The sequence below is a fragment of the Affinundibacterium nitidum genome (genome assembly GCF_014284155.1).
In the GTDB taxonomy this organism is placed as follows: domain Bacteria; phylum Pseudomonadota; class Gammaproteobacteria; order Burkholderiales; family Burkholderiaceae_D; genus Undibacterium; species Undibacterium nitidum.
In genome coordinates this window covers 38,785-61,102 of the sequence record NZ_JACOFZ010000005.1, presented here as the reverse complement: position 1 = coordinate 61,102, position 22,318 = coordinate 38,785, and the positions used below count along the sequence as shown (strand labels likewise).

The 22,318-nt window shown below is 48.9% G+C and carries 22 protein-coding genes; 5 read left to right on the top strand and 17 right to left on the bottom strand.

Annotated elements, in window-relative coordinates; translation table 11 throughout:
- Nucleotides 1–10 precede the first annotated feature (10 nt).
- From bioF to H8K36_RS13250, 10 genes are all read right to left on the bottom strand, one after another.
- A complete protein-coding gene (gene bioF, locus H8K36_RS13295) occupies nucleotides 11–1,195 on the bottom strand; it encodes an 8-amino-7-oxononanoate synthase (RefSeq protein ID WP_186916984.1) in 1,185 nt (394 codons plus the stop codon).
- Nucleotides 1,192–2,547, bottom strand: coding sequence for an adenosylmethionine--8-amino-7-oxononanoate transaminase (gene bioA / locus H8K36_RS13290; RefSeq protein WP_186916983.1), 1,356 nt, complete (start codon nucleotides 2,545–2,547; stop codon nucleotides 1,192–1,194). Before bioA ends, bioF begins: the two co-directional genes overlap by 4 nt.
- Before the next feature lie 164 nt (nucleotides 2,548–2,711).
- On the bottom strand, nucleotides 2,712–3,494 hold the full coding sequence (locus tag H8K36_RS13285) for an enoyl-CoA hydratase/isomerase family protein (protein WP_186916982.1): 783 nt from the start codon (nucleotides 3,492–3,494) through the stop codon (nucleotides 2,712–2,714).
- A 159-nt stretch (nucleotides 3,495–3,653) separates the two neighbouring features.
- Nucleotides 3,654–5,276, bottom strand: a complete 1,623-nt coding sequence (locus tag H8K36_RS13280; protein ID WP_186916981.1) for a carboxyl transferase domain-containing protein — start codon at nucleotides 5,274–5,276, stop codon at nucleotides 3,654–3,656.
- Nucleotides 5,277–5,384: 108 nt separating this feature from the next.
- Nucleotides 5,385–5,762, bottom strand: a complete 378-nt coding sequence (locus tag H8K36_RS13275) for a YchJ family protein (protein ID WP_186916980.1) — start codon at nucleotides 5,760–5,762, stop codon at nucleotides 5,385–5,387.
- A gap of 51 nt (nucleotides 5,763–5,813) precedes the next feature.
- Entirely contained in the window at nucleotides 5,814–6,212 is a 399-nt protein-coding gene (locus tag H8K36_RS13270; protein ID WP_186916979.1) for a rhodanese-like domain-containing protein, read from the bottom strand.
- A gap of 111 nt (nucleotides 6,213–6,323) precedes the next feature.
- A complete protein-coding gene (locus tag H8K36_RS13265) occupies nucleotides 6,324–6,929 on the bottom strand; it encodes a 2-hydroxychromene-2-carboxylate isomerase (protein WP_186916978.1) in 606 nt (201 codons plus the stop codon).
- 60 nt (nucleotides 6,930–6,989) lie between these two features.
- The gene (locus tag H8K36_RS13260; RefSeq protein ID WP_186916977.1) at nucleotides 6,990–8,123 is read right to left on the bottom strand and encodes an acyl-CoA dehydrogenase family protein; all 1,134 of its coding nucleotides are present in this window, start codon (nucleotides 8,121–8,123) and stop codon (nucleotides 6,990–6,992) included.
- A gap of 67 nt (nucleotides 8,124–8,190) precedes the next feature.
- The gene (locus H8K36_RS13255; RefSeq protein ID WP_186916976.1) at nucleotides 8,191–8,859 is read right to left on the bottom strand and encodes an SDR family oxidoreductase; all 669 of its coding nucleotides are present in this window, start codon (nucleotides 8,857–8,859) and stop codon (nucleotides 8,191–8,193) included.
- A 123-nt stretch (nucleotides 8,860–8,982) separates the two neighbouring features.
- Nucleotides 8,983–10,164 (bottom strand): acetyl-CoA C-acetyltransferase, encoded by a 1,182-nt coding sequence (locus H8K36_RS13250; protein ID WP_186916975.1) that lies wholly within the window; start codon nucleotides 10,162–10,164, stop codon nucleotides 8,983–8,985.
- Between H8K36_RS13250 and H8K36_RS13245 the strand changes: the two genes are divergently transcribed.
- Nucleotides 10,163–10,525, top strand: a complete 363-nt coding sequence (locus tag H8K36_RS13245; RefSeq protein ID WP_186916974.1) for a hypothetical protein — start codon at nucleotides 10,163–10,165, stop codon at nucleotides 10,523–10,525. The genes H8K36_RS13250 and H8K36_RS13245 overlap by 2 nt on opposite strands.
- Here H8K36_RS13245 and aceK read toward each other — a convergent pair.
- The 3 genes from aceK to H8K36_RS13230 all read right to left on the bottom strand — a co-directional run bounded on the left by aceK (nucleotide 10,502) and on the right by H8K36_RS13230 (nucleotide 14,277).
- Nucleotides 10,502–12,268 carry a bifunctional isocitrate dehydrogenase kinase/phosphatase gene (gene aceK, locus H8K36_RS13240; protein WP_186916973.1) on the bottom strand — a complete coding sequence of 589 codons (1,767 nt, stop codon included), beginning with the start codon at nucleotides 12,266–12,268 and terminating at the stop codon, nucleotides 10,502–10,504. The two genes, H8K36_RS13245 and aceK, sit on opposite strands and share 24 nt — an antisense overlap.
- A gap of 206 nt (nucleotides 12,269–12,474) precedes the next feature.
- A complete protein-coding gene (locus H8K36_RS13235) occupies nucleotides 12,475–13,659 on the bottom strand; it encodes an isovaleryl-CoA dehydrogenase (RefSeq protein WP_186916972.1) in 1,185 nt (394 codons plus the stop codon).
- 225 nt (nucleotides 13,660–13,884) lie between these two features.
- Nucleotides 13,885–14,277, bottom strand: a complete 393-nt coding sequence (locus H8K36_RS13230; RefSeq protein ID WP_186916971.1) for a MerR family transcriptional regulator — start codon at nucleotides 14,275–14,277, stop codon at nucleotides 13,885–13,887.
- A gap of 205 nt (nucleotides 14,278–14,482) precedes the next feature.
- Here H8K36_RS13230 and H8K36_RS13225 point away from each other — a divergent pair, with 205 nt between their 5' ends.
- Together H8K36_RS13225 and H8K36_RS13220 are read left to right on the top strand one after the other, a co-directional pair.
- A complete protein-coding gene (locus H8K36_RS13225) occupies nucleotides 14,483–15,553 on the top strand; it encodes an MBL fold metallo-hydrolase (protein ID WP_186916970.1) in 1,071 nt (356 codons plus the stop codon).
- 21 nt (nucleotides 15,554–15,574) lie between these two features.
- Nucleotides 15,575–16,474: a DMT family transporter gene (locus tag H8K36_RS13220; protein ID WP_370587146.1), complete on the top strand. Its 900-nt coding sequence runs from the start codon at nucleotides 15,575–15,577 to the stop codon at nucleotides 16,472–16,474.
- On the opposite strand, the gene H8K36_RS13215 is transcribed toward H8K36_RS13220, so the two are convergent.
- Nucleotides 16,452–16,625, bottom strand: coding sequence for a hypothetical protein (locus tag H8K36_RS13215; RefSeq protein ID WP_186916968.1), 174 nt, complete (start codon nucleotides 16,623–16,625; stop codon nucleotides 16,452–16,454). The two genes, H8K36_RS13220 and H8K36_RS13215, sit on opposite strands and share 23 nt — an antisense overlap.
- Nucleotides 16,626–16,912: 287 nt before the next feature.
- Between H8K36_RS13215 and H8K36_RS13210 the strand changes: the two genes are divergently transcribed.
- Nucleotides 16,913–17,836, top strand: a complete 924-nt coding sequence (locus tag H8K36_RS13210; protein WP_186916967.1) for a C13 family peptidase — start codon at nucleotides 16,913–16,915, stop codon at nucleotides 17,834–17,836.
- On the opposite strand, the gene H8K36_RS13205 is transcribed toward H8K36_RS13210, so the two are convergent.
- Nucleotides 17,781–18,539, bottom strand: a complete 759-nt coding sequence (locus tag H8K36_RS13205; RefSeq protein WP_186916966.1) for a hypothetical protein — start codon at nucleotides 18,537–18,539, stop codon at nucleotides 17,781–17,783. The genes H8K36_RS13210 and H8K36_RS13205 overlap by 56 nt on opposite strands.
- Before the next feature lie 136 nt (nucleotides 18,540–18,675).
- Here H8K36_RS13205 and H8K36_RS13200 point away from each other — a divergent pair, with 136 nt between their 5' ends.
- Nucleotides 18,676–19,419 carry a helix-turn-helix domain-containing protein gene (locus tag H8K36_RS13200; protein WP_186916965.1) on the top strand — a complete coding sequence of 248 codons (744 nt, stop codon included), beginning with the start codon at nucleotides 18,676–18,678 and terminating at the stop codon, nucleotides 19,417–19,419.
- Between the two features lie 54 nt (nucleotides 19,420–19,473).
- Here the strand turns inward: H8K36_RS13200 and H8K36_RS13195 are convergent, their stop codons facing one another.
- Entirely contained in the window at nucleotides 19,474–19,944 is a 471-nt protein-coding gene (locus tag H8K36_RS13195) for a nuclear transport factor 2 family protein (RefSeq protein WP_186916964.1), read from the bottom strand.
- A gap of 197 nt (nucleotides 19,945–20,141) precedes the next feature.
- Nucleotides 20,142–22,244 carry an SPFH domain-containing protein gene (locus H8K36_RS13190; RefSeq protein ID WP_230404628.1) on the bottom strand — a complete coding sequence of 701 codons (2,103 nt, stop codon included), beginning with the start codon at nucleotides 22,242–22,244 and terminating at the stop codon, nucleotides 20,142–20,144.
- Nucleotides 22,245–22,318: the final 74 nt, after the last annotated feature.

Genomic DNA, 22,318 nt, shown 5'->3' with positions numbered 1-22,318 from the left:
TTCTTCAGCTTTACTCTTCCAAAGCATTCACAGCATCAATCAGCATGGCCAAATCTTCCGCCGTATGGGCGGCTGACAAAGTGATGCGCAGACGCGCTGTTCCTGCTGGCACTGTCGGTGGGCGTATTGCTGGCACCCAAAATCCTTGCTCGTACAAAGTCGCTGCTGCCTTCAAACTTTCAGCATTGTCACCAATCACAATAGGTTGCACTGCGGTATTCGATGGCATTAGAGTCCAACGCTTTAACTTCAGATCACGGCGCAATTGCGCAATCAAAGCCTGCAAATTTGCACGAAGCGCCTGTCCTTCTTCGCCTTGAATAATGTCCAAACTCGTCAATAGCGCATGCGCTAAAGCGGGCGGTGCTGCTGTCGTATAGATATACGGACGCGCCTTATTGACCAACCATTCGATCACATCGGCATGTGCAGCGACGAAAGCACCGCCAACACCCGCCGACTTGCCTAAGGTACCCATATAAACCAAGTTGGGCGAACACAAATTGTAGTGTTCTAACACACCACGTCCATGCGCACCCAATGCGCCAAAACCGTGAGCATCGTCAATCACTAACCATGCATTGAATTCTTCACACAAGGCAAGCAACTCAGGTATCGGTGCCAGATTGCCATCCATACTAAAAACACTATCGCTGACCACAATCTTCGTCGCGGCAGTCGATGCTGCTAACAACTGACCTAAGCTTGCCACATCACCATGCGGGTAAACATGCAACTTTGCACGCGATAGTTTGGCGCCGTCGATTAAAGACGCATGATTCAAAGATTCAGAAAACAGTTCTGTCTCTTTGCCCGAGACTGCAGCTAAGCCAGCAAGTACGGCGAGATTAGCCATGTAACCCGTGCAAAAATACAAGGCACGTGCGTTCTGAAGATGAGGCGAAACAAATTCTGCCAAGCGTTCTTCGAGCAAAGCATGGGCGCGACTATGGCCGCTAATTAAATGCGAAGCACCACTACCAACGCCATATAAATCCGCGCCTTCTTGCATGGCGGCGACAATCTTAGGATGCGCGGCCAAACCGAGATAATCATTACTGCAAAATGCCAACATGTCGCGGCCGTCCACCTTGACACGCGGTGCGCTTGGGCTCTCTGCATGACGACGTCGACGACGCAGACTCTTCGCATCTAAGGCTGCTAATTCATGTTGGATTTGATCGAGCAAAATCATACGGATTCTCCCATCACGCGATCGAAGACTTTCAGTATGCGTTCGCCCACCAAATTCACTTCTTCTTGATTCAAAATATACGGTGGCATCAGATACACGGTATTGCCGATAGGGCGTAACAACAATTCCTCTTGCAATGCCTGGGTAAAGAAACGGCGAGAGAAGGTTTTAGCTGCCTGGACAGTGACCTCGTCAAATACTGCATCGAAGGCCCACATCATGCCCTGCTGACGGAAATGCTTAACCTGTTTGTGTTGCGCGAGTGGCTGCAGAGCTTGTGTGATGCTTTGCGCCTTCACCCGATTTTGTGCCAACACATCGTCGGACTCGAAAATCTCTAAAGTCGCGAGCGCGGCGCGGCAGGCCAAAGGATTACCGGTATAGGAATGGGAATGCAAGAAGCCACGACGCACATCACTATCGTAAAAGCCTTGATAAATTTCTTCACGCGTCATCACCAAAGACAGAGGCAGATAACCGCCGCTAATGCCTTTCGACAGGCAAACAAAATCAGGCCAAATGTGCGCGTTCTCGCAGGCAAAGAAAGTGCCCGTGCGACCACAGCCAACGGCAATCTCGTCCGCAATCAAATGCACTTGATACTGATCGCACAAAGCGCGCACTAGGCGTAAATATTCAGGATCGTGCATCGCAAAACCCGTCGCGCACTGCACCAAAGGTTCGAGAATGACGGCGGCAATTTTTCCTGCGCGTTCTTGTAGACAACGTTCCATATCGGCCGCGGCACGGCGTGCGACATCGATGGCGGATTCACCATCTTGTGCTTGGCGAGCATCTGGTGATGCGACCACATGCGCATTGCGTATCATAGGGCCGTAAGCATCACGAAATAGCGGCACATCCGTTACCGCTAAAGCACCTATGGTTTCGCCGTGATAGCTACCTTTGAGGCAGATAAATTCTTGTTTCTCAGTTTGACCCTGGTTGCGCCAAAAATGAAAACTCATCTTCAACGCGATCTCGGTTGCCGATGCGCCATCTGAGGCATAGAAACTATGACCGAGTACACCGCCCGTTAAGGCAGATAGTTTTTCTGATAAACGAATGACTGGCTCATGGGTAAAACCGGCCAACATCGCATGTTCTAATTGATCGAGTTGATCTTTGAGTGCCGTGTTGATACGTGGATTGGCATGACCAAACAGGTTAACCCACCATGAGCTAATGCCATCGAGGTAACGCTTACCTTCCATGTCGACCAGCCAGGCACCACGGCCATGACTCACCGGAATCAAAGGCATGGTCTCGTGGTGCTGCATTTGCGTGCACGGGTGCCAGACGCTTTGCAGACTACGATTTACCCACTCGGATGTACTACCTGATGTATTCACTACGTTCAACCCTAGTTCAAAATCTTTACTTTTCCACCAATTCAACGAAATTTACTGGAAAATACGAACAAAAATAGGCTATTTAGCCGAAATTGCGATCAATACGCGTCTAATCGGACATTTACTGTAACGGCCGATTAGAGCAAGCCCTCCATTATACGTGATCAGCCCAACCAAGCCGGTTTCCGCTTCTCTAGGAAAGACCGCACGCCCTCGCGACCCTCTTCAGATGCACGGATCACGGCGATGCCTTCCACCGTGCTGGCAATTAGCTCAGGGGTAATCTCACGGCCACCAACCTCACGCACTAAAACCTTGGCTTGCGCCACTGCATTCGGACTATTTGTTACCAGTGCTTTGACGATCTCCGCCACTTTCGTGCTCAGCGCATCAGCAGCGACCACCTCGTGTACAAAACCGATACGCAGCGCTTGCGCCGCATCGAAACGCTCAGCCGTTAAAAAGTAGCGACGTGCTGCGTTCTCGCCCATGGCCTTGATCACGTAAGGCGAAATCGTCGCAGGAATTAAGCCCAACTTCACTTCGCTTAAGCAGAACTGCGCGCTATCAACAGAGACGATGACATCACATGCCGCTACCAAACCCATACCACCGGCATAGCAATCACCCTGCACTTGCGCCACTACAGGCTTAGTACAGGTATAGATCGCCGCCAGCATCGCCGCCAACTGTCCTGCATCAGCCAAATTTTCAGCATGCGTATAGTCGGCCATCTTCTTCATCCAATTGAGATCAGCACCGGCGCAAAATGCAGGACCATTGGCAGCCAACACAATCGCGCGAATATTACTATCGCTACTCAATTCATTAAACACCTGCGTAATCTCAGCAATCGTCGTTTCGTTAAACGCATTACGCACGTCAGGACGATTTAAAGTGACGGTCGCGACTTTGTTGTCGCGGGTAAGGGTTAGGGTTTGGTACATAAAATCTCTTCTTCTATGAACAAATACTGGAGAACTCAACTCCTTCAAAAATTCGATTTCAGGGATGCAGTACAAGGAGGAAACCGGAGCAATATGTCGATATTGCGAGGATTTCTGACGCCGTAATGCGCCCTGCAATCGGATTTAGGAAGGGGTTCACTACATGCGGAATATCCCAAACTTGGCGTCCGGAATCGGCGCATTCAATGCAGCACTTAAACCGAGACCCAACACCATACGCGTATCCGCCGGATCAATCACACCATCATCCCACAAGCGTGCAGACGCATAGTAAGGATGGCCTTGATGTTCGTACTGATCTTTAATCGGTTGTTTGAATGCGGCTTCTTCCTCGGCACTCCATGTGCCGCCTTTGCCTTCGATACCATCACGACGCACGGTTGCCAACACACTCGCCGCTTGCTCGCCACCCATCACCGAGATACGGGCATTTGGCCACATCCACATGAAGCGTGGAGAGTAAGCGCGGCCGCACATACCGTAATTACCGGCGCCAAAACTACCGCCGATAATGACCGTGAACTTCGGCACATTGGCGGTTGCAACTGCGGTCACCATCTTGGCGCCATTGCGCGCAATACCTTCGTTTTCGTATTTGCGTCCGACCATGAAGCCGGTGATGTTTTGCAAGAACACCAGTGGAATCTTGCGTTGGCAGCACAGCTCAATAAAGTGCGTGCCCTTCAATGCAGATTCGGAGAACAAAATACCGTTGTTGGCAATAATGCCGACTGGCATGCCGTGGATATGGGCGAAGCCACAGACTAAAGTTGTGCCGTAACGCGCTTTGAATTCATCAAAATGACTGCCATCAACCACCCGCGCAATGACTTCACGCACATCGAAAGGTTTGCGCGTATCGACGGGAATCACTCCGTACAATTCACTTGCAGGATACTTCGGTTCTTCCACCGCTTTCATCACCACGTTTTGTGGTTTTTGACGATTCAAGTTCGATACGATCTGACGCGCCATTGCCAAAGCATGGGTATCGTTTTGCGCCAAATGATCGACCACGCCGGACAAACGCGTATGGACGTCACCGCCACCTAAATCTTCCGCACTCACTACTTCACCCGTAGCGGCTTTCACCAATGGAGGGCCACCCAAGAAAATCGTGCCTTGGTTCTTTACGATGATCGATTCATCACTCATCGCTGGCACATAGGCACCACCAGCTGTACAAGAACCCATCACCACAGCGATTTGTGGGATGCCTTTAGCAGACATATTGGCTTGGTTATAGAAAATACGGCCAAAGTGATCGCGATCAGGGAACACATCATCTTGGTTTGGCAAGTTCGCACCGCCACTGTCAACCAGGTAAATACAAGGCAAGTTATTTTGCTCGGCGATTTCTTGCGCGCGCAAATGCTTTTTCACCGTCATCGGATAATAGGTGCCGCCCTTGACCGTCGCATCATTACAAACAATAACGCACTCTTGGCCCGCTACGCGACCAATGCCGGTAATCACGCCAGCGCTCGGCGCCGCATCCAGATCGTTCTTCTCTTTATACATGTTGAACGCTGCGAGCTGAGAGAATTCGAGGAAAGGTGTACATGGATCGAGCAGATTTTGTACACGATCACGTGGCAAGAGCTTGCCGCGACCTAAATGTTTTTGGCGCGCTTCTTCGCCGCCACCCAAGGCAATCTTGGCGACCTTTTGTTTAAGATCATCAACGATCAATTGCATGGCCGCCGCGTTAGCTTTGAAGTCCTCAGAGCGAGGGTTTAATTTGGATTCTAAGGTTGTCATAATGTTTTATCCGAAAAACTTCCACATTCTTAAAGCGCTGACTGTGATGCGCAAAGCCTTAAAGAGAACTCCGTCTCCGTACTCTGCACTTTTACAGCTCACTCTTTCTTATTCATAAATTCCGTCTACATAAAACCATTTGCCATCAAATTTCACGAAACGACTTTTTTCGTGCAAGCGATGGGCTTTGCCGCCAATTTTGTAACGGGCGACAAATTCCACCATCGCCTCTTTTTCTTGTGTCGTGTGTTTCTTTACTTCCAAACCTAACCACTTGGTCGGCTCACCATGCACGATGGGCTCTTTCGGACAAGTCCGTTCATCCCAAGTCGCACGCAAATACGTTTCATCATCAAGCGTGTATGCGGTGTAACGCGAACGCATCAAAGCTTCTGCCGTTGGTGCGACTTCTGCACCACTGATGTAGCGTTTGCAGCAATGTTCGAATTCTTTGTTTGAGCCACAGGGGCAGATTGTTTTACTCACGCTTTACCTAATCGTTTCTTTGCAGCGAGGGTTGCGCCCGCCTTTTGTCCACTATACTTTCTTGCTTTCTTTCACCGCCGTAGGCGCACCCGCTGCCTTCCATGCGCCAAAGCCGCCGTCGATGTGGGCGACATTTTCTAGGCCCATGTCTTGCACTGTTTTTGTCGTCAACGCACTGCGCCAGCCAGCTGCACAGAACAGGATGAATTCTTTGTTCTCGCCGAATACGGGTTTGAAGTAAGGTGAATCGGGGTCGACCCAGAACTCGATCATGCCGCGTGGCGCGTGGAATGCGCCGGGAATGACGCCTTCCCTTTCTAGTTCACGAACATCACGCACGTCGATGAATTGCACATTGGGGTCGGCCAATTTGGCTTGCGCTTCTGCCACGTTATAGGTTTTGATTTGCGCGTTTGCTTCGTCGACTAATTGTTTGTAGCCTTTTTTCATGTCTCTTCCCATCTCGCTTTTTAGGTCAGTTCGTTCTCGTAGGGCGGGTGCAACCCGCGCTGCTCTTTGTTTAAAGGTCTGGCGGCGTGGGTCGCACCCGCCCTACAAAAATTAAAACCCGCCTGTTGCTAACCATTTTTCTAGTTGAGGCAAACGATCATTACCCCAGAATGGTTCACCATCCACAATCACCCATGGTGCGCCGAACACACCTTTGCTGACGGCTTCTTCGCAGGCAGCAGCCAACTGTGCTTTATAGCGTTCGTCTTTACAGGCGGCCGCAGCGGCTGTGCCGTCTAATCCCATTTGGCTCACGTATTCTGCTAACCACGCAATATCATTCAATCCTGCAGGGCCAGAGAAGTAAGCTTTCGTTACCCCACGAGTGAATTCACCCACACGTTGTGGAGCAACTTCTTTCATCCACAAACACACACGTGCCGTGTTTTGCGTATTGATCGGAAATGGCTCAGGCAACACAAAAGGCAAACCTGCAAAACGCGCCGAGCGTTCCATATCATGTTGGTGATAATTCGCCATGATAGGTGGACGCATAGTCAATGGACTGGAGTTCGTGGTTTTAAACACGACGCCCAATAACATCGGCTTCCATTCGATTTCGCGGCCATATTTGGCGGCGAGCTCTTCAATCACTTGCGTGGTCAAATACGCATAAGGTGAAACGTAGTCAAACCAGTATTCGATGCGATTACTCATTACCACTCCTCAATTCATCCACACAAGAAATTACGTTCGCAAACTCAGACAATCAAACAATCAATCCATCAACCCACGGCCAATCAAAATCTTCTGAATGTCCGAACTACCTTCATAGATCTGGCATACACGCACATCACGATAGATTCGTTCGACGGGGAAATCACTCACATAGCCATACCCGCCATGAATTTGAATCGCATCGGAGCATACTTTCTCTGCCATTTCAGACGCAAATAACTTCGCCATTGCTGCCTCTTTCAAACATGGCTTACCTGCATCTTTCATACTTGCCGCATGCCAGATCAATTGGCGTGCTGCTTCAATCTGTGTCGCCATATCGGCCAAACGGAATTGCACCGCTTGATGTTCAAAGATCGCTTTGCCAAAGGTGCGGCGATCTTTGGCGTAAGTGAGGGCCGCTTCAAATGCAGCGCGGGCCATACCAACCGATTGTGAAGCGATACCGATACGGCCGCCTTCCAGTCCAGATAAAGCGATCTTGTAACCCATGCCCTCTTCACCGATCAGATTCGCGGCGGGGATACGGCAGTTTTCAAACAAGATTTGTGCGGTGTCGGAAGAGTGCTGCCCCATCTTATGTTCAAGGCTTGCAACAATATAGCCTGGCGTTTTGGTATCGACCCAAAACGCGCTGATCCCTTTTTTACCGGCTGCTTTGTCGGTCACGGCCATCACGATCGCGACATCGGCATGCTTGCCGCTGGTGATGAATTGCTTCACGCCATTCAAGACATATTCATCGCCTTCTTTCTTTGCCGTCGTGCGCAAATCAGAGGCATCACTACCGGCGTGCGGTTCGGTCAAACAAAACGCGCCGAGTTTTTCTCCACTCGCGAGTGGACGCAACCATTGCTCTTTTTGTTCTGCGTTCGCATACATCATGCCTATGCTGCAGACAGGGCAGTTGTTGACCGACACTACTGTCGAAGTTCCACCATCACCTGCAGCGATTTCTTCGAGCACCAAGGCCAAGGATAAATAATCCATGCCTGCACCACCTAGCTCTTCTGGCACAGCGACACCATAGGCACCCATGGCCGCCAATTCTTTCAATTCCTCAGCAGGGAAATGATGCTCTTTATCCCAACGTGCCGCATTTGGTGTGATGCGCTCTTGCACAAAGCTACGCACGGCGTCGCGGATCATTTCGTGTTCTGATGTTAGTTGCATTTCTTTGCCTATTTCAAAAAATTCCTGGAACTCTCTTGTACTTTGTAGCAATTGAGCTCTTCGATAACTACCAATCCAATTGCGTGCCGCTATAACTCAAGAAACAGCCATTCTTTTCTCGACTGCTTTCTGCTAACACCTTTCGCATCCCTGCGACACTCACATCGACGGTAAGCTGCGCACCTGGACCGCCCATATCGGTCTGCACCCAACCGGGATGAAAAGCGATGCAGGTCGCGCTTTGTGCGCACAAGGACGTATCTTTCAACACTGAATTCACGGCCGCCTTACTCGCGCGATACAACCACACTTGCGGGTTATTGCGGCTGCCAATAGAACCCATATCTGATGACAGTACGGCTAATTTCCCCGCCGCGTTTTCGACCAATGGCAACAGCAGAGGCAAGATGCGCATGGCAGCTAGTACATTGGTATGCATGACTTCATCAAAAGTCGTTTGCTCAGGCGATTGCATGCTTGGCGTACGAGGGCCGAGCAAACCCGCATTAAAGATAGCGACATCAATCTTTTCATCATCAAGTCGCCACGCTAAACCAGCACAATCGTTGAGCTTATTCACATCCAAAGGCAAGGCTTCACAACCATGCGCAGTCAGCTCGGCAAGGTCCTCGGACTTGCGAGCAGTGGCGATAACACGCCAGCCATCGGCTTTGTATTGACGTGCAAATTCACGACCAATACCGCGTGAGGCTCCGATGATTAAGGCTGTTGGCATTACTTGCGCTCCGTTTTGTTAAGCTAAAAATCAGTTGTCGCTCCTGCGAAGGCAGGAGCCCAGCGTCTTTCCTTGCTCAGACGACGCCGCTGGATTCCTGCCTTGGCAGGAATGACTCAGCAATTACACCAACTCAATCGCCATCGCAGTCGCTTCACCACCACCGATACACAAAGACGCCACACCGCGCTTACCACCGCGTGCTTTCAAGGCACCGATCAAGGTGACGATGATACGAGCACCCGATGCGCCGATTGGGTGGCCCAACGCACATGCGCCGCCGTGCACGTTCATCTTGTCGTGAGAAATACCGAGGTCATGCATCGCTGCCATTGGCACCGCGGCGAAAGCTTCGTTGACTTCAAACAAATCGACATCAGCTGTTGTCCAACCGACTTTTTTGTAGAGTTTTTCGATAGAGCCCACTGGTGCTGTGGTGAACCAACCTGGTTCTTGTGCGTGCGTAGCATGACCCAAAATTTTCGCGATTGGCGTCAAACCCAATTCTTTCGCCTTCGATTCACGCATCAAGACCAAAGCTGCTGCGCCATCGTTAATCGAGGAAGAAGATGCTGCTGTGATTGTGCCGTCTTTTTTGAACGCTGGTTTCAAATTAGGAATCTTGTCGAGCTTGGCTTTCAATGGGCCTTCGTCTTTATCGATGACCACATCACCACTACGGCCAGATACTGTGACAGGCGTAATTTCCCAAGCAAAACCACCGCTGCTAGCGGCCGCTTGTGCGCGTGTCACGGAAGCGATAGCAAACGCATCTTGCGCTTCGCGTGTGAAACCATACTTAGCGGAACAGTCTTCTGCGAAAGTGCCCATAGAACGACCTTTGTCATAAGCATCCTCCAAACCATCAAGCATCATGTGATCCATAATCGTGCCGTGACCGATACGATAGCCACCGCGTGCTTTAGGAATAATGTAAGGCGCGTTAGTCATCGATTCCATACCGCCAGACACAAGCACTTCATTGCTGCCAGCGAGGAGCGCATCGTAGGCCATCATCGTGGCTTTCATTGCGGAACCGCACATCTTCGACAAAGTCACTGCACCCGTCGAAAATGGCAAACCCGCTGCCAACAAAGCTTGGCGCGCTGGCGCTTGACCTTGGCCTGCCATCAAGCAGTTACCAAACAAGACTTCTTCAATCAATTCTGGTTTAACACCAGCACGTTCAACCGCAGCCTTAATCGCCACAGCACCGAGTTGGCTCGCTGTCAAAGAAGCGAAATCACTTTGAAACGCACCCATAGGTGTACGAGCAGCGCCGACGATTACGATAGGATCATTCATGGTTTTCTCCGGATTTATTGGTAACTACTTTTTAAAAATTTTTTTAACTACTTCGATACAAAACAGAATTTTTACTTTTCAGCGCGGGTTTCACCCGCCCTACAAATTTTCTTCTAATACTCAAGAGGCTGACGCAATCACGTCCCAGCTAAGCGTGCCATCGAAGACAGTGCACATGCGCGGCGAGACGGCACATCAACGCTGGGGCATACTTTCTTCAACCTCCCTCCTCCCCCAACTTCAAGAGGCTGACGCAATCGCGTCCCAGCTAGGCGTGCCGTCGAAGACAGTGCGCATGCACGGCGAGACGGCGCAACAACGCTGGGGCGTGATTGCGTCAGCCTCCCCCAAATCGAATTGATTGGGGATAAGGAAACACATCATCCACCTTCCCCTTCACAATGCGATCTTTACGCTCTTGCCAATATTTCGCCGTCAGCAAGTCAGCGTGATGTTTCATAAAATACTGTTTGACCTTGGCATTTCCAAGCAAGAAGGTGCCGAACTGTTCTGGGAATACATCATTCTTGGCAATCGGATACCAAGGCTCTGCTGACATTTCATCTTCTTCATTGCGTGGCTGTGGGATATTTCTGAAATTGCAGTCGACGATGGTTTCGATTTCATCGTAGTCATAGAACACCACACGCTTATGGCGTGTCACACCAAAATTCTTGTACAACATATCGCCAGGGAAAATATTTGCTCCGACTAATTCCTTAATCGCATTGCCGTACTCGACAATCGCATGCTCCATCGCTGCGTCATCACCTTTTTGCTCTGCTTCTGTTAGCCAGATATTCAAAGGCGTCATGCGGCGTTCAATGTACAAATGTTTGATAATGACTTCATCATCACTGACTTCCAAAATCGACGGCGCATAACGACGGATTTCCGCCAACAGATCTTCGGAGAAGCGAGCGCGCGGAAACGCCACATCGGAATACTCTAAAGTATCGGCCAAGCGCCCTACGCGATCATGGTTTTTAACTAGTTGATACTTCTCTTTAATCAAGGCCTTAGTGGTTTCTTTCGGCGGCGGAAAGCTATCTTTGATCAGCTTGAAGACGTAGGGAAACGATGGCAATGCAAACACCAACATCACGAGACCGCGAATACCAGGCGCAGCTTCAATCATGTCTGAGGAATACTTGAGGTGATGCAGGAAGTCACGATAAAACAAATTCTTGCCATGCTTTTGCAAACCCAGCATGGTGTAAATTTCACTGCGCGGTTTGCGCGGCAAAATACTTCGAATGAACTGCACGTAGGCCGATGGTACATCCATATCGACCATGAAGTAGGCACGCGTGAACGAAAACAAGACGGTGATGTGCATGTTATCAAACAGCACCGTATCCAAAATCAATTCACGATTCTTATTGTGAATGATAGGAATCACAAATGGCATTTCTTGATTACCGTTGATACTCTTACCGATGATGTAGGCAGCCTTATTGCGAAAGAATAGACTTGCCAGTACTTGGAACTGATGATTCGGCTCGAAGCGCATATCACCAAATTGTTCGAGCAGTCGCGCTTCCACTTTCGCCAAATCGGCGTCAAGATGCGCGAATGGTGTTTGCAATTGGAAGTTAGTGACGATACGTTTCAGACTAAAACTCAGGCCATCGGCTGCTGGGTAATAGACGCGATAGGTCGCTGGCGTATCTTCTCGCTCGATGTAATCAGTCGCTGTGGCGGGACGCACGAAAATGAAGTCGTTATGAAAATACGTGCGATGTAAGAGTTTCGTGCAGACCGTATTGAAAAAAGTTTCCGCTAACTCGGGGCGCAAATGATCGATCAGCAAACCCATGTAATGTAGCTTCACTTCACGCCAAACTTCATCGGTCAGATCGTCGCTATCGTACTCATCTTCCAGAATCTGTACGCATTCTTTGGCACGCTTGTCATAGTAAGCTATCCGCTCACGCGCATCTTCTTGCGCTGCTTTCCAATTGCCACGTTCGAAGCGCTGCTTCGCCATTTGCGTCGTCGCTCGAAACAAACGGTAATGCTTATCAAAACCGTCGAGTATGGTCCTTGCAATGTCAAATGCAATTTGCGAAGACAACAATTTAGGAAAGGCGATTTGGGGCATAAGCGTCAACCGTTTCAAAACCTCTCAACACAAACTCGCAAGGAACCGAGTTCAACGATTTTCAGAATTGCGTACTACGAACCAATGACCGTTGAGAAATTCGATTATGGGGAGACAGTTTAAGGCGCCGCCCGCAGCAATATGTCAATATTGCGAGGACCGGCAACGCCGAAATGCACCCCAGAATCGGATTTATCGATGCGTCATCACAGAGTTTCGGCGAACAGTTCCCGTCCTATCAGCATACGGCGAATCTCACTCGTACCCGCACCAATCTCATACAACTTCGCATCACGCCACAAACGACCTACTGAGTATTCGTTGATGTAACCATTCCCACCCAAGGTTTGGATCGCTTCACCGGCCATCCACGTTGCTTTTTCAGCGGAGTACAAAATCGCGCCGGCTGCGTCTTTACGCAAAGCCCGTGTTGCTTCTGGTGTTTTCGCGCGTACGCAAGCTTCACCCACTGCATAGACGTAAGCCTTACATGCCATCATGGTGGAATACATATCAGCAATCTTGCCTTGCATCAGTTGAAATTCACCGATGGCTTGACCAAATTGTTTGCGTTCGTGGATGTAAGGAACGACGACGTCCATACACGCTTGCATAATGCCCAGTGGGCCGCCAGACAAAACTGCACGTTCGAAGTCCAAACCAGACATCAAAACATTAACGCCTTTACCAACACCACCGAGTACGTTCTCCACTGGTACTTCGCAATCTTGGAAAACCAACTCGCCTGTATGTGAGCCGCGCATACCGAGCTTGTCGAGTTTTTGCGCGATGCTGAAACCTTTATAGCCTTTTTCGATAATGAAAGCCGTCATGCCGCGTGGGCCCGCTTCCAAATCTGTTTTCGCATAGACCACTAAAGTATCTGCATCTGGGCCATTAGTGATCCACATTTTGTTACCGTTCAAGACGTAGCGATCACCTTTCAAATCAGCGCGCAATTTCATGCTCACAACGTCGGAACCAGCGTTAGGCTCAGACATCGCCAAGGCACCCACGTGATCACCAGAAATCAGTTTCGGCAGGTATTTCGCTTTTTGCTCTGCATTGCCGTTGCGGTTGATTTGGTTCACGCACAAATTGGAATGCGCGCCGTAAGACAAACCAACGGAAGCCGAAGCGCGAGAAATTTCTTCCATGGCGATGATGTGCGCCAAGTAACCCATGTTCGCACCACCGTATTCCTCTGAGACCGTCATGCCATGCAAGCCCATGTCACCCAATTTCTTCCACAAGTGCATAGGGAATTGATCGGTTCTATCCATCTCTGCAGCGAGCGGCGCGATTTCAGCCGCAGCGAATTGTTGAACTGCTTCGCGCAAAGCTGCAATGTCTTCGCCGTGATCAAACGTTAAACCTGGTAAGTGCAACATAGTTTCCTCGATAAAATGGGGGTGAATCGATCTACACAATTCGGGCACATGACACAGCTATTTTGGTCAGCCTTTGATTATATGCCCAGCGTCTGCTTCACAGTCGCCGTTTTCACTACTAATTCCTGAGATAGCCGTGCGCTTATTTGCAAGGCTATCGGATGAGGAAAATGATACTTTGAATTGACGTTAACGTAAACGTCAATTCGCGCCTTTCCTCAACAATTATTTTGCTTTTTTAGCAATTATCAGCAATCGTTGGCTTTCGTCCTCATGCGCCTTGATTTCAGCCAACATCACTTCGATGTCTTCTCTTTGTTGTTCCAAAGATGCACGATGTTTGGCCAAGACTTCTAGAAAACTTTGCAATTGAACTTCTGTGTCTTTGGGCGAGTCATACATCGTCACTAGATGCTTGATGTCCGACAGGCTCAAACCCAAACGCTTACCACGTAAGGTTAATTTGAGATGTGTGCGCTCACGTGCCGAGTACACACGATTGCGTCCACTAGGGCCTTCCCGCTTTGGACTAATGAGACCTTGGTCCTCATAAAAGCGGATCGCACGCGGGGTAATGTCGAATTCTTTTGCTAATTCGGTAATTGTATAAGTTGCCATTATTAAAGTTTTTTTGGTCAAACGAAGACGAAAACCGAATTTCAGATCGGTTTTGAATTTAGAATCTTACCTGAAACGCAGTTAACGTAAACGTCAATTTACAACAACACTGGAATTACCATCGAGCAATCATACAAAAGCTGGTGAGAGTGTTGCCAAAGAATATAGAACTCATGAAAATCATGGCCAGCGCGAAGAAACAACAATGAATCACTTAGAACAAGAATTACATTACCCCTTACAAGAACGCATCCCTGAAGCTGGCCAAACCATAGAGATTGCTGAAGGTATTTTGTGGATACGCATGGGTCTGCCTTTCGCGCTGAACCATATTAATTTATGGCTGATTGAAGACACTTACCAGACAGATAAAGGATCAGTTCGCGGTTGGACAGTGGTGGACTGCGGCATCAATAGCGACGCCACGCGTGATGCCTGGGAAGTATTGTTTGGCAGCCATTTGCGTGGCTTGCCTATCGTGCGCGTCATTGCTACTCACTGCCATCCAGATCATGTTGGTCTCGCTGATTGGCTATGCTCGCGTTGGAAAGCCCCGCTGTTCATGAGCACCGGTGAATATGCGTTTGCCCGAATGATGTCTGCAGGCTTGCCAGGTGTTGATGGTTCGGCGATGTTCCCGCATTTCCGCAAGCATGGTTTAGTAACGGCAGAAATGCAGGAAAAAATCCAGGAACGCAAAACCTATTACACACGCTTAGTGCCGACTATGCCGACTTCCTATCACCGACTGCAAGAAGGCCAAGCACTGAAGATTGGTCGTCACGACTGGCGTGTCATCACTGGCTTTGGTCATTCTCCGGAACATGTTTCTTTATACTGCGCAGCCTTGAATTGTTTGATTTCGGGCGATATGGTCTTGCCGCGAATTTCAACCAATGTCTCGGTGTTCGCGGCTGAGCCCGAAGCTAATCCAGTCTTACAGTATTTAGAATCCTTGAAGAAGTATGCCGACTTGCCTGAACAGGTTTTGGTATTGCCATCACACGGCAAACCATTCACCGGCATGCATACGCGAATTCGTCAATTACACGAACATCATCGCGAGCGTCTTAGCGAAGTATTGCAGGCCTGTACCACGCCCCAATCCGCCCATGATATTGTGCCGATGATGTTTAAGCGTCCGCTGGACGCGCATCAATTGACCTTTGCGTTGGGCGAAGCCTTGGCTCACTGCCACTACCTATGGTTGGAAGGTAAACTCAAACGCGAACTCGGAAGCGATGATGTGTATCGCTTTGTCGCGCTTCATCACTAATTACACGACGCAATGCATGCTATGCAAACTCCACCGCTCTCGGTTTATCTGAAGTTAGTTTGTGTTGCTCTTTTTTGGGGCGGCACTTTTATCGCTGGACGTATCGTTTCAACAGAAGTGCCGCACATGATTGCTGCCGCTGGTCGCTTCCTTGTCGCTTGCGTGTTTCTATTGCTGCTCGCATGGAAAGTCGAAGGTGGCTTGCCAAAACTATCTCGTCAACAAATCCATGCTACGTTTGGTCTTGGGGCGACCGGTATCTTCTTATACAACCTCTGTTTTCTCGCAGCATTGCAACGTATGCCAGCCGGGCGCAGCGCCTTGTTTGTGTCGTTAAGTCCCATCGTCACAGCGCTCTCCATGGCGGTCTTATTTCGGGAACGATTAGGTTTGATGAAATGGTTTGGTATCGCCATTGCTTTTTTCGGGGCCGCTATCGTCTTGACGCGCGGTGACTTGTATCAAGTGGTTCACGATATTTCGGCAACAATGGGCAGTGGCGAATTATTTATGTTGGCTGCGGTAGGTTCATGGACTACGTACACCATTCTAGGCAAGCATGCCTTACAAGGCTTGAGCCCAATTGCTGCGACAACCTATGCCTCTCTTTGGGGCTTGCTATTACTATCTTTGGGTGCGGTTATGCAATTGCCTCAACTCGATGCGACAAAACTCACATGGCAAGTGCTGACATCAATAGGATTCTTAGGTATCTTTGGCACCGTGATTGGTTTTGTTTGGTATTACGAAGGCGTTAAAGCCATTGGCCCGGCAAGAACTGCAGTCTTTAATAATTTGGTGCCAGTGTTTGGAGTGGGTTTGAGCGCATTGATGCTCGGTGAACCTATCCTCATTTCGATGGTGGTAGGTGGCCTACTGGTAATTACTGGCGTGATGATTACCAATAGACCGCGGCAATAAGCAAGACCGACGAGCACAACAGCACTGCCAGCACAACTACTAAGGTTTTGTTCAGTACAGCTTTGGTGTCAACGCTACTCGATGATAGCTCGACGAGATAATCAGCGCTCGGAGAAACTTCAGCGAGTGGCAATACACGACAGTGTGACATCTCAACCTCCATTAAAAGTGGAGCTCATTTAAACACAGCCTCATGTGCAAACCTCAATAATCTCGGAAGTAGCGCAATCCAAACTAAGTCGTACTAAAAGATGCTACGAATTTCTTTCATTCGAGTTGCACCCCATCAGATTTCGCTCATGGATGACGAAGTCTTCACGTAGTTTGAAACATTCATCACGAAACAAAATCAACATTTAATCGATGCAAATTTGACACGCTGCGTATGTTCACGTTACAGTGTCGATTGACTTTTTGACAACTGCATTTTCGCTCAACATGAACACTCGATTCACCCAGAAACTCTCATCACTTTTAATCTGCCTGATGGTCGCGACCGGGGTAGCCGCCATTGCGGTCGCGCAAGGTCAAGAAGCGGTCGCGCTGGAGAAGGCCCTCATCCCCGATGATGCAAAGGCGAATGCACAGTCAAAAGCCTTACTTCTGCAACAAATGAAAGCCAACGCGGAACGAGCGCAGGCATCTGACTCCGCTCATTTATGGTTCGCAGGGTTTGGCTTGGATTCCGAATCTAAAGCGTTTCGCGGGGACGTTGATTTGGTTCAAAAACGGATATCGCAAATTAATCCCAACAGCATCCAATATGCAATGGATAACCATCCGCAGTCCGAAACGCTGACACGCCCCTTTGCACACCTAAGCAATATCAATGACACGCTAAAGCATATTGGCAAAAATCAACGAGAAGGTGATCTTGCCTTGGTATTTTTAACGGCTCACGGCAACATTTCACTTCTAGCGACACAAATTGGGAATAAACGCTATGCCAATATCAACGATGGTCAATTAGCGACGATGCTCAGGTCACTCAAAGATATGCCAACCATCATCATTGTTTCGGCCTGTCACTCTGGCTCATTGATCCCGGCACTAGAGAGTCAAAATCGCATTATCCTTACTGCTGCAGCAAAAGGAAAAACGTCTTATGGCTGCCAACCTCTATCCAATAATACTTTCTTCGTTGAGGAACTATTCGGCGACGGTTTCGACTCTCGCCTCTCGCTCAAAGCAAATTTCGAAGCGGCTTTGAAACGCATCAAAAAACGCGAGTCTGAGAAAGAGTTAGTTCCTTCAGAACCGCAAATTTTTATTGGCGAAAAAATGAAAGCAATCGTTGAGGTTCCGCTCAATGAAGCTTTACTACCAAAGCGTCTGGCAACTTCAGCTGCGCCTTCAAAATAAAGTAGGCGGCAAACGCTGCCAATACATGCTTGATGGTATGTCCCGAAACCATGGCCGTGGCCGATAAGATAGAAGCGTCGGCCATCTCAACACATTTTGCCAAAACGTAGCAAGCAATCGCGACTGCGAACCAAACTCTTTCTCGACTCGGACGCCCATAAAGCCATTGCCATACAGGCGGCAATGTAATCGCCAACACTTGTAGCGATAAGTAAGGACGCAGATCGGATGTCTGTTGCCACCACCATACGGAAGCAAAAGCAAACACACAGAATCCGATCAATTCAAGTCTTGCTTGTTTAGGCGACACGAAGCAGGCAGCTGGAATCAAACTCAACAAGGACGCACAAGCAATCGCGATCGGCAAACGATCCCAAAACAAACGCGTATCATCGGGCGCCAAGTGGTAATAAGACGAGCACCAAGCAGTTGCCAACACACTCAGTGCAAACACCGTCAAAGCGGGCTTATTATTGCTGTTGATACACTGAGGTCTACTGAACAAAAAAAATAGGGTCCACAGGCCAACCGCCAGAAATCCAAAATTCGACAAAACGTCCATTGCGTGGTCGATACCAAGCCACGTACTTTGATCGGCAAACGCATGGTAATTGGCTAATTGAACGATGGGTCCGTGCCAGAGAAAGAGACCGACCAAAGTGAGCGTCAGCGCGATCGGAATAAACCTCAAATACTTCTTCATTATTTTGCTCCTCATCAAACAAGGCGCGAGTGTGCCGCAATTAAGCGCCCAAAGAAACTTCATTTGACAGAGTCGACACATATGGGTTAAAAAGTATCAAACATTTAAACTAAATGCCTTCTAGGCGCGAAAATCCATGACCGAAATCACGCAGTTGATGAATACCATCAAGTACCAGCTGAAACAACAAGCGAAAACCTACCGCGATGTTGCGGAAGCACTCGATTTGTCAGAGGCGAGTATCAAGCGCATGTTCAGTCACAGCAGTGACGCACCGATAAGCTTGGAACGTTTGGTACAGCTCAGTCATTTCTTGGGCTTTAGTTTGGCCGAACTCACACAGGAAGCTAGCTTAAGTAACGCCAAGCTGAAAACGCTGACCTTAGAGCAAGAAAAAGAATTGATTTCAGATAGTGAATTGCTGGTCGTTGCTGTTTGCGCCATCAACCAATGGAGCATGGCCGAGATCTTGGAGTACTACAAACTTAGTGAAGCGAGCTGCCTGAGGATGCTGCTGAAGTTAGATCAATTGCGTTTGATCACACTTCTACCAGGTAATCGCATTCGTTTGAATATCAGTCGAGATTTCGATTGGCTCCCGAACGGCCCCATCCGCGCATATTTCCGCGAAGTTGGTATGTTCGATTTCTTGAATGCTCGCTTCCATCATGAGGGCGAAACCTTTAGCTTCACCCACGGGATGTTGACCGAGGGAGCGATTCTGAAATTGCAGGCAGAGATCCGTCAATTAAAACGACGCTTTGCTGAACTACACGCGGAAAGTCTGAACTCGCCACTCAAAAAGCGCCATGGTACTGCGCTATTGATGGCCATGCGACAATGGGAGCCTGAGGGTTTCACTAAACTACGCAAGAACTGAATATGAAGCGTGAGGCTGGAGAGCCTCAACCCCCTATTCAGACTCCAATTTCCATTAACGCTCCCGTATTGGTGTGTAATGTGCAGTGCAGACTTTGTCCACATTCGCTTCTGGGCACAACACATAGCTAGCACGCATCGCAAACTGCCGAATTTGCTCACCACGCGTCATGTTGTAGTTTAATCGCGCAGAGACTACCGTCGAGGTAGCTAGCTCACGAACTTCCCAATCACTGATGTGAAGTTCAGGGACTGGGCCGTTGCCTTTCTTCGCGTAGAATCCCAGCATCTTTTCTTTCGGGTCAAACTCCCCAACTGGAGAAATTTCGAAATACCGGCTGTGCGTCAGTTGGTTCAACATTTCAACGTCAAACGCTAACTGCGCCTTCACATGTTTTTCCACCATTTTCTTCGCTTGCTCAACGGTGATGGTTTGCGCGTGGGCGACATAAGAAAAAAACCCCAAGTAAAGTGTGAGTGCCGCTAGAGCAATCAACAAGCCAGTCTTTCTTTGACGGTTGCGCATGATATTTCCTCCAAATTATTCGCCATGGAAGAATTAAAGCAGAGCTTTTGATTGAAAGCCTATGTCACGCGACAAAATAGCCAAATACGTGAATCAAATCTGATTAAACGTGACGAAACCAGTCGTGCGCCCTTATAAAAAAACTCCTTGTTCGCCCAAGGAGTTTTTCATTTACCAACTTAACTAGATTTTTGCATTTATTTTGCTTCGGTCGCAACGCCTTTCAATGCTGCGATTTCCTCAGGTGGCAGCAGATTTTTGCTGACCAAATTTGCCAACAATACGTTGACCAAAGAGCCACCGCCATCACTATTACTACCGCCCGCCACAATCTGAGGCACCAGAGGAATCTTCGCTTCTGCTAAAGCACGACCCACTTCAATCAAGGCATAGTTACTTTGCCCAACAGCCTCAGTTTTACGCTGAATGACTTCCGCTTCAGCAGTACCCACAGCCAAAGTATTTTCCGCTTTCGCTTTACCGACCACACTAAACACTTGCGCGTCCGCTTCCGCATTGACGATTTTGGAACGTGCATCACCTTCGGCGTTCAACACGCGTGCATTCTTATCACCTTCTGCTTTTTTCACCATTGCGCTGGCAGAGAATTGTGAGATTTCTACTTCACGCTCAGCCGCAACCACTTTCGATTGAGTGTCGGCGATCGCTTGTGCCTGAGCTAACTCTTTACGTGCAACTTGTGCCAACTGTTGGGTCTTGAAAGTTACTTGCTCCTGTTCCGCGATTTTCCTATCCGTCAGCGTTTTCATCAAAGCCTCTGGTGGTGAGATGTCACCAATTAAAGTGTCAACCGCCACCACATTGTATTCACGTAGGGCTTCCGCAATGCGGTTCTTCGCGTCTGATTGACGTTGTGCACGTCCTTTTAAGAAGTCAATCACATCTGAACCCTGCGCCGTATTGCGAAAATAGTTACCAATCGTCGGTTCCAATACTTGCGTCACCAAGTTCGCCACATTACCGAAACGTGCAATCACTTTCGGTGCATCGGTACGTGGAATGTGAATAATTTGCGAGACGTCTAAGTTAAAGGTAAAGCCATCAGAGCTACGCACCGTAATGGTCGACAAATTCTTATCAAGGTTATGTGCTTCAGTTTTACCGGTTGCCCAGTTCAAGACAACGTTAGCGGTCGGTACACATTCGACTTTATGAGTGTAGGGATTGATCGGATATTTACCTGGATCGAGCGGCTCTACCCATACGCCTTTTTGACTTTTCCTCACCAAATTACCATGTTTAAAATTATCCCCGGTGACGTCTTCACCTTCATCGCCAACATACGCAATCACCACACCCGCATTAGCAATGGGTACTTTCGTCATCTCCACGATTTCAACTGTCGCAAACATCGGGTTGATAAAGTAACGCCCAGCCAAAATCACTTGTTCTTGCAAACCTTTGAAACCACCCGCGTCGATAAAGGCTTGACCGTTTTGGAACATGTTGTGATTCGCTATTTCTTTGCCCGCGATTTCACCTGTGTTCAAAGGAGCGCCTTCACGTGTGGTCACCACGCCGACCATATTGTCAGGCACGTCAATCACGTTGACAGCCTTCACGCTGAAGAGCCGTGGATTGATTCGATAGTGGCCGTTCGGGATCACTGAAATCTGTGGACCACGTTCGCCGCCGCCATTCAAAAAGGCTTGAGCATCTTGGAAAGTATTGGAGTCAACATGACGTGCCAACACACGTCCGTTTGGTATCGGTGAACCACCGTGCGCTTCAACAATACCGATCTGATTCTTTTCGATGGTCGTCACCGACTCTTGGCTAACGCGGAATAACAGCGTGTTGATACGATAAGAACCTTCAGGAATAACGAGGCCTTGTGGGCCACGCTGACCGCCGCCGGTCAAGAAGGAACGGGCATCTTGATACATATCGCAATCAACATGTTTACCGATAATATCGCCGTCATTTAAAGGCTCACCGTCGCGAGACTCCACCACACCAATGAAATTCTCAGGAATGATCGTCAAAGGTGCGTTGACCACTGAGTACTGCCAAGGCCATAGAGCGTAATGCACGCCTGAAGCCAAGGTATCCACTTGATCACCCGCCTCACCATTCAAAGCAACGATCTTGCCGGGCGGTAGATCTTTATGTTCGCCCCACAGTACAAATTTCTTAGTCACCAGACCAATCATGTTATCGGGAATGATAATCACACCGAAGAACCACAGCACACGACGCCACAAGGCGACTAATACAACCAACACTACAATCCATGCATAAGACCAAGGCACATCGCCAATTTGTTCCATTCCATTCATTATCTGCTCCATTAAGTTAACGACCGGTCTGCGAGTATTTCTAACGCTGCTTCTTCATGTTTTTAGTAGCGGAG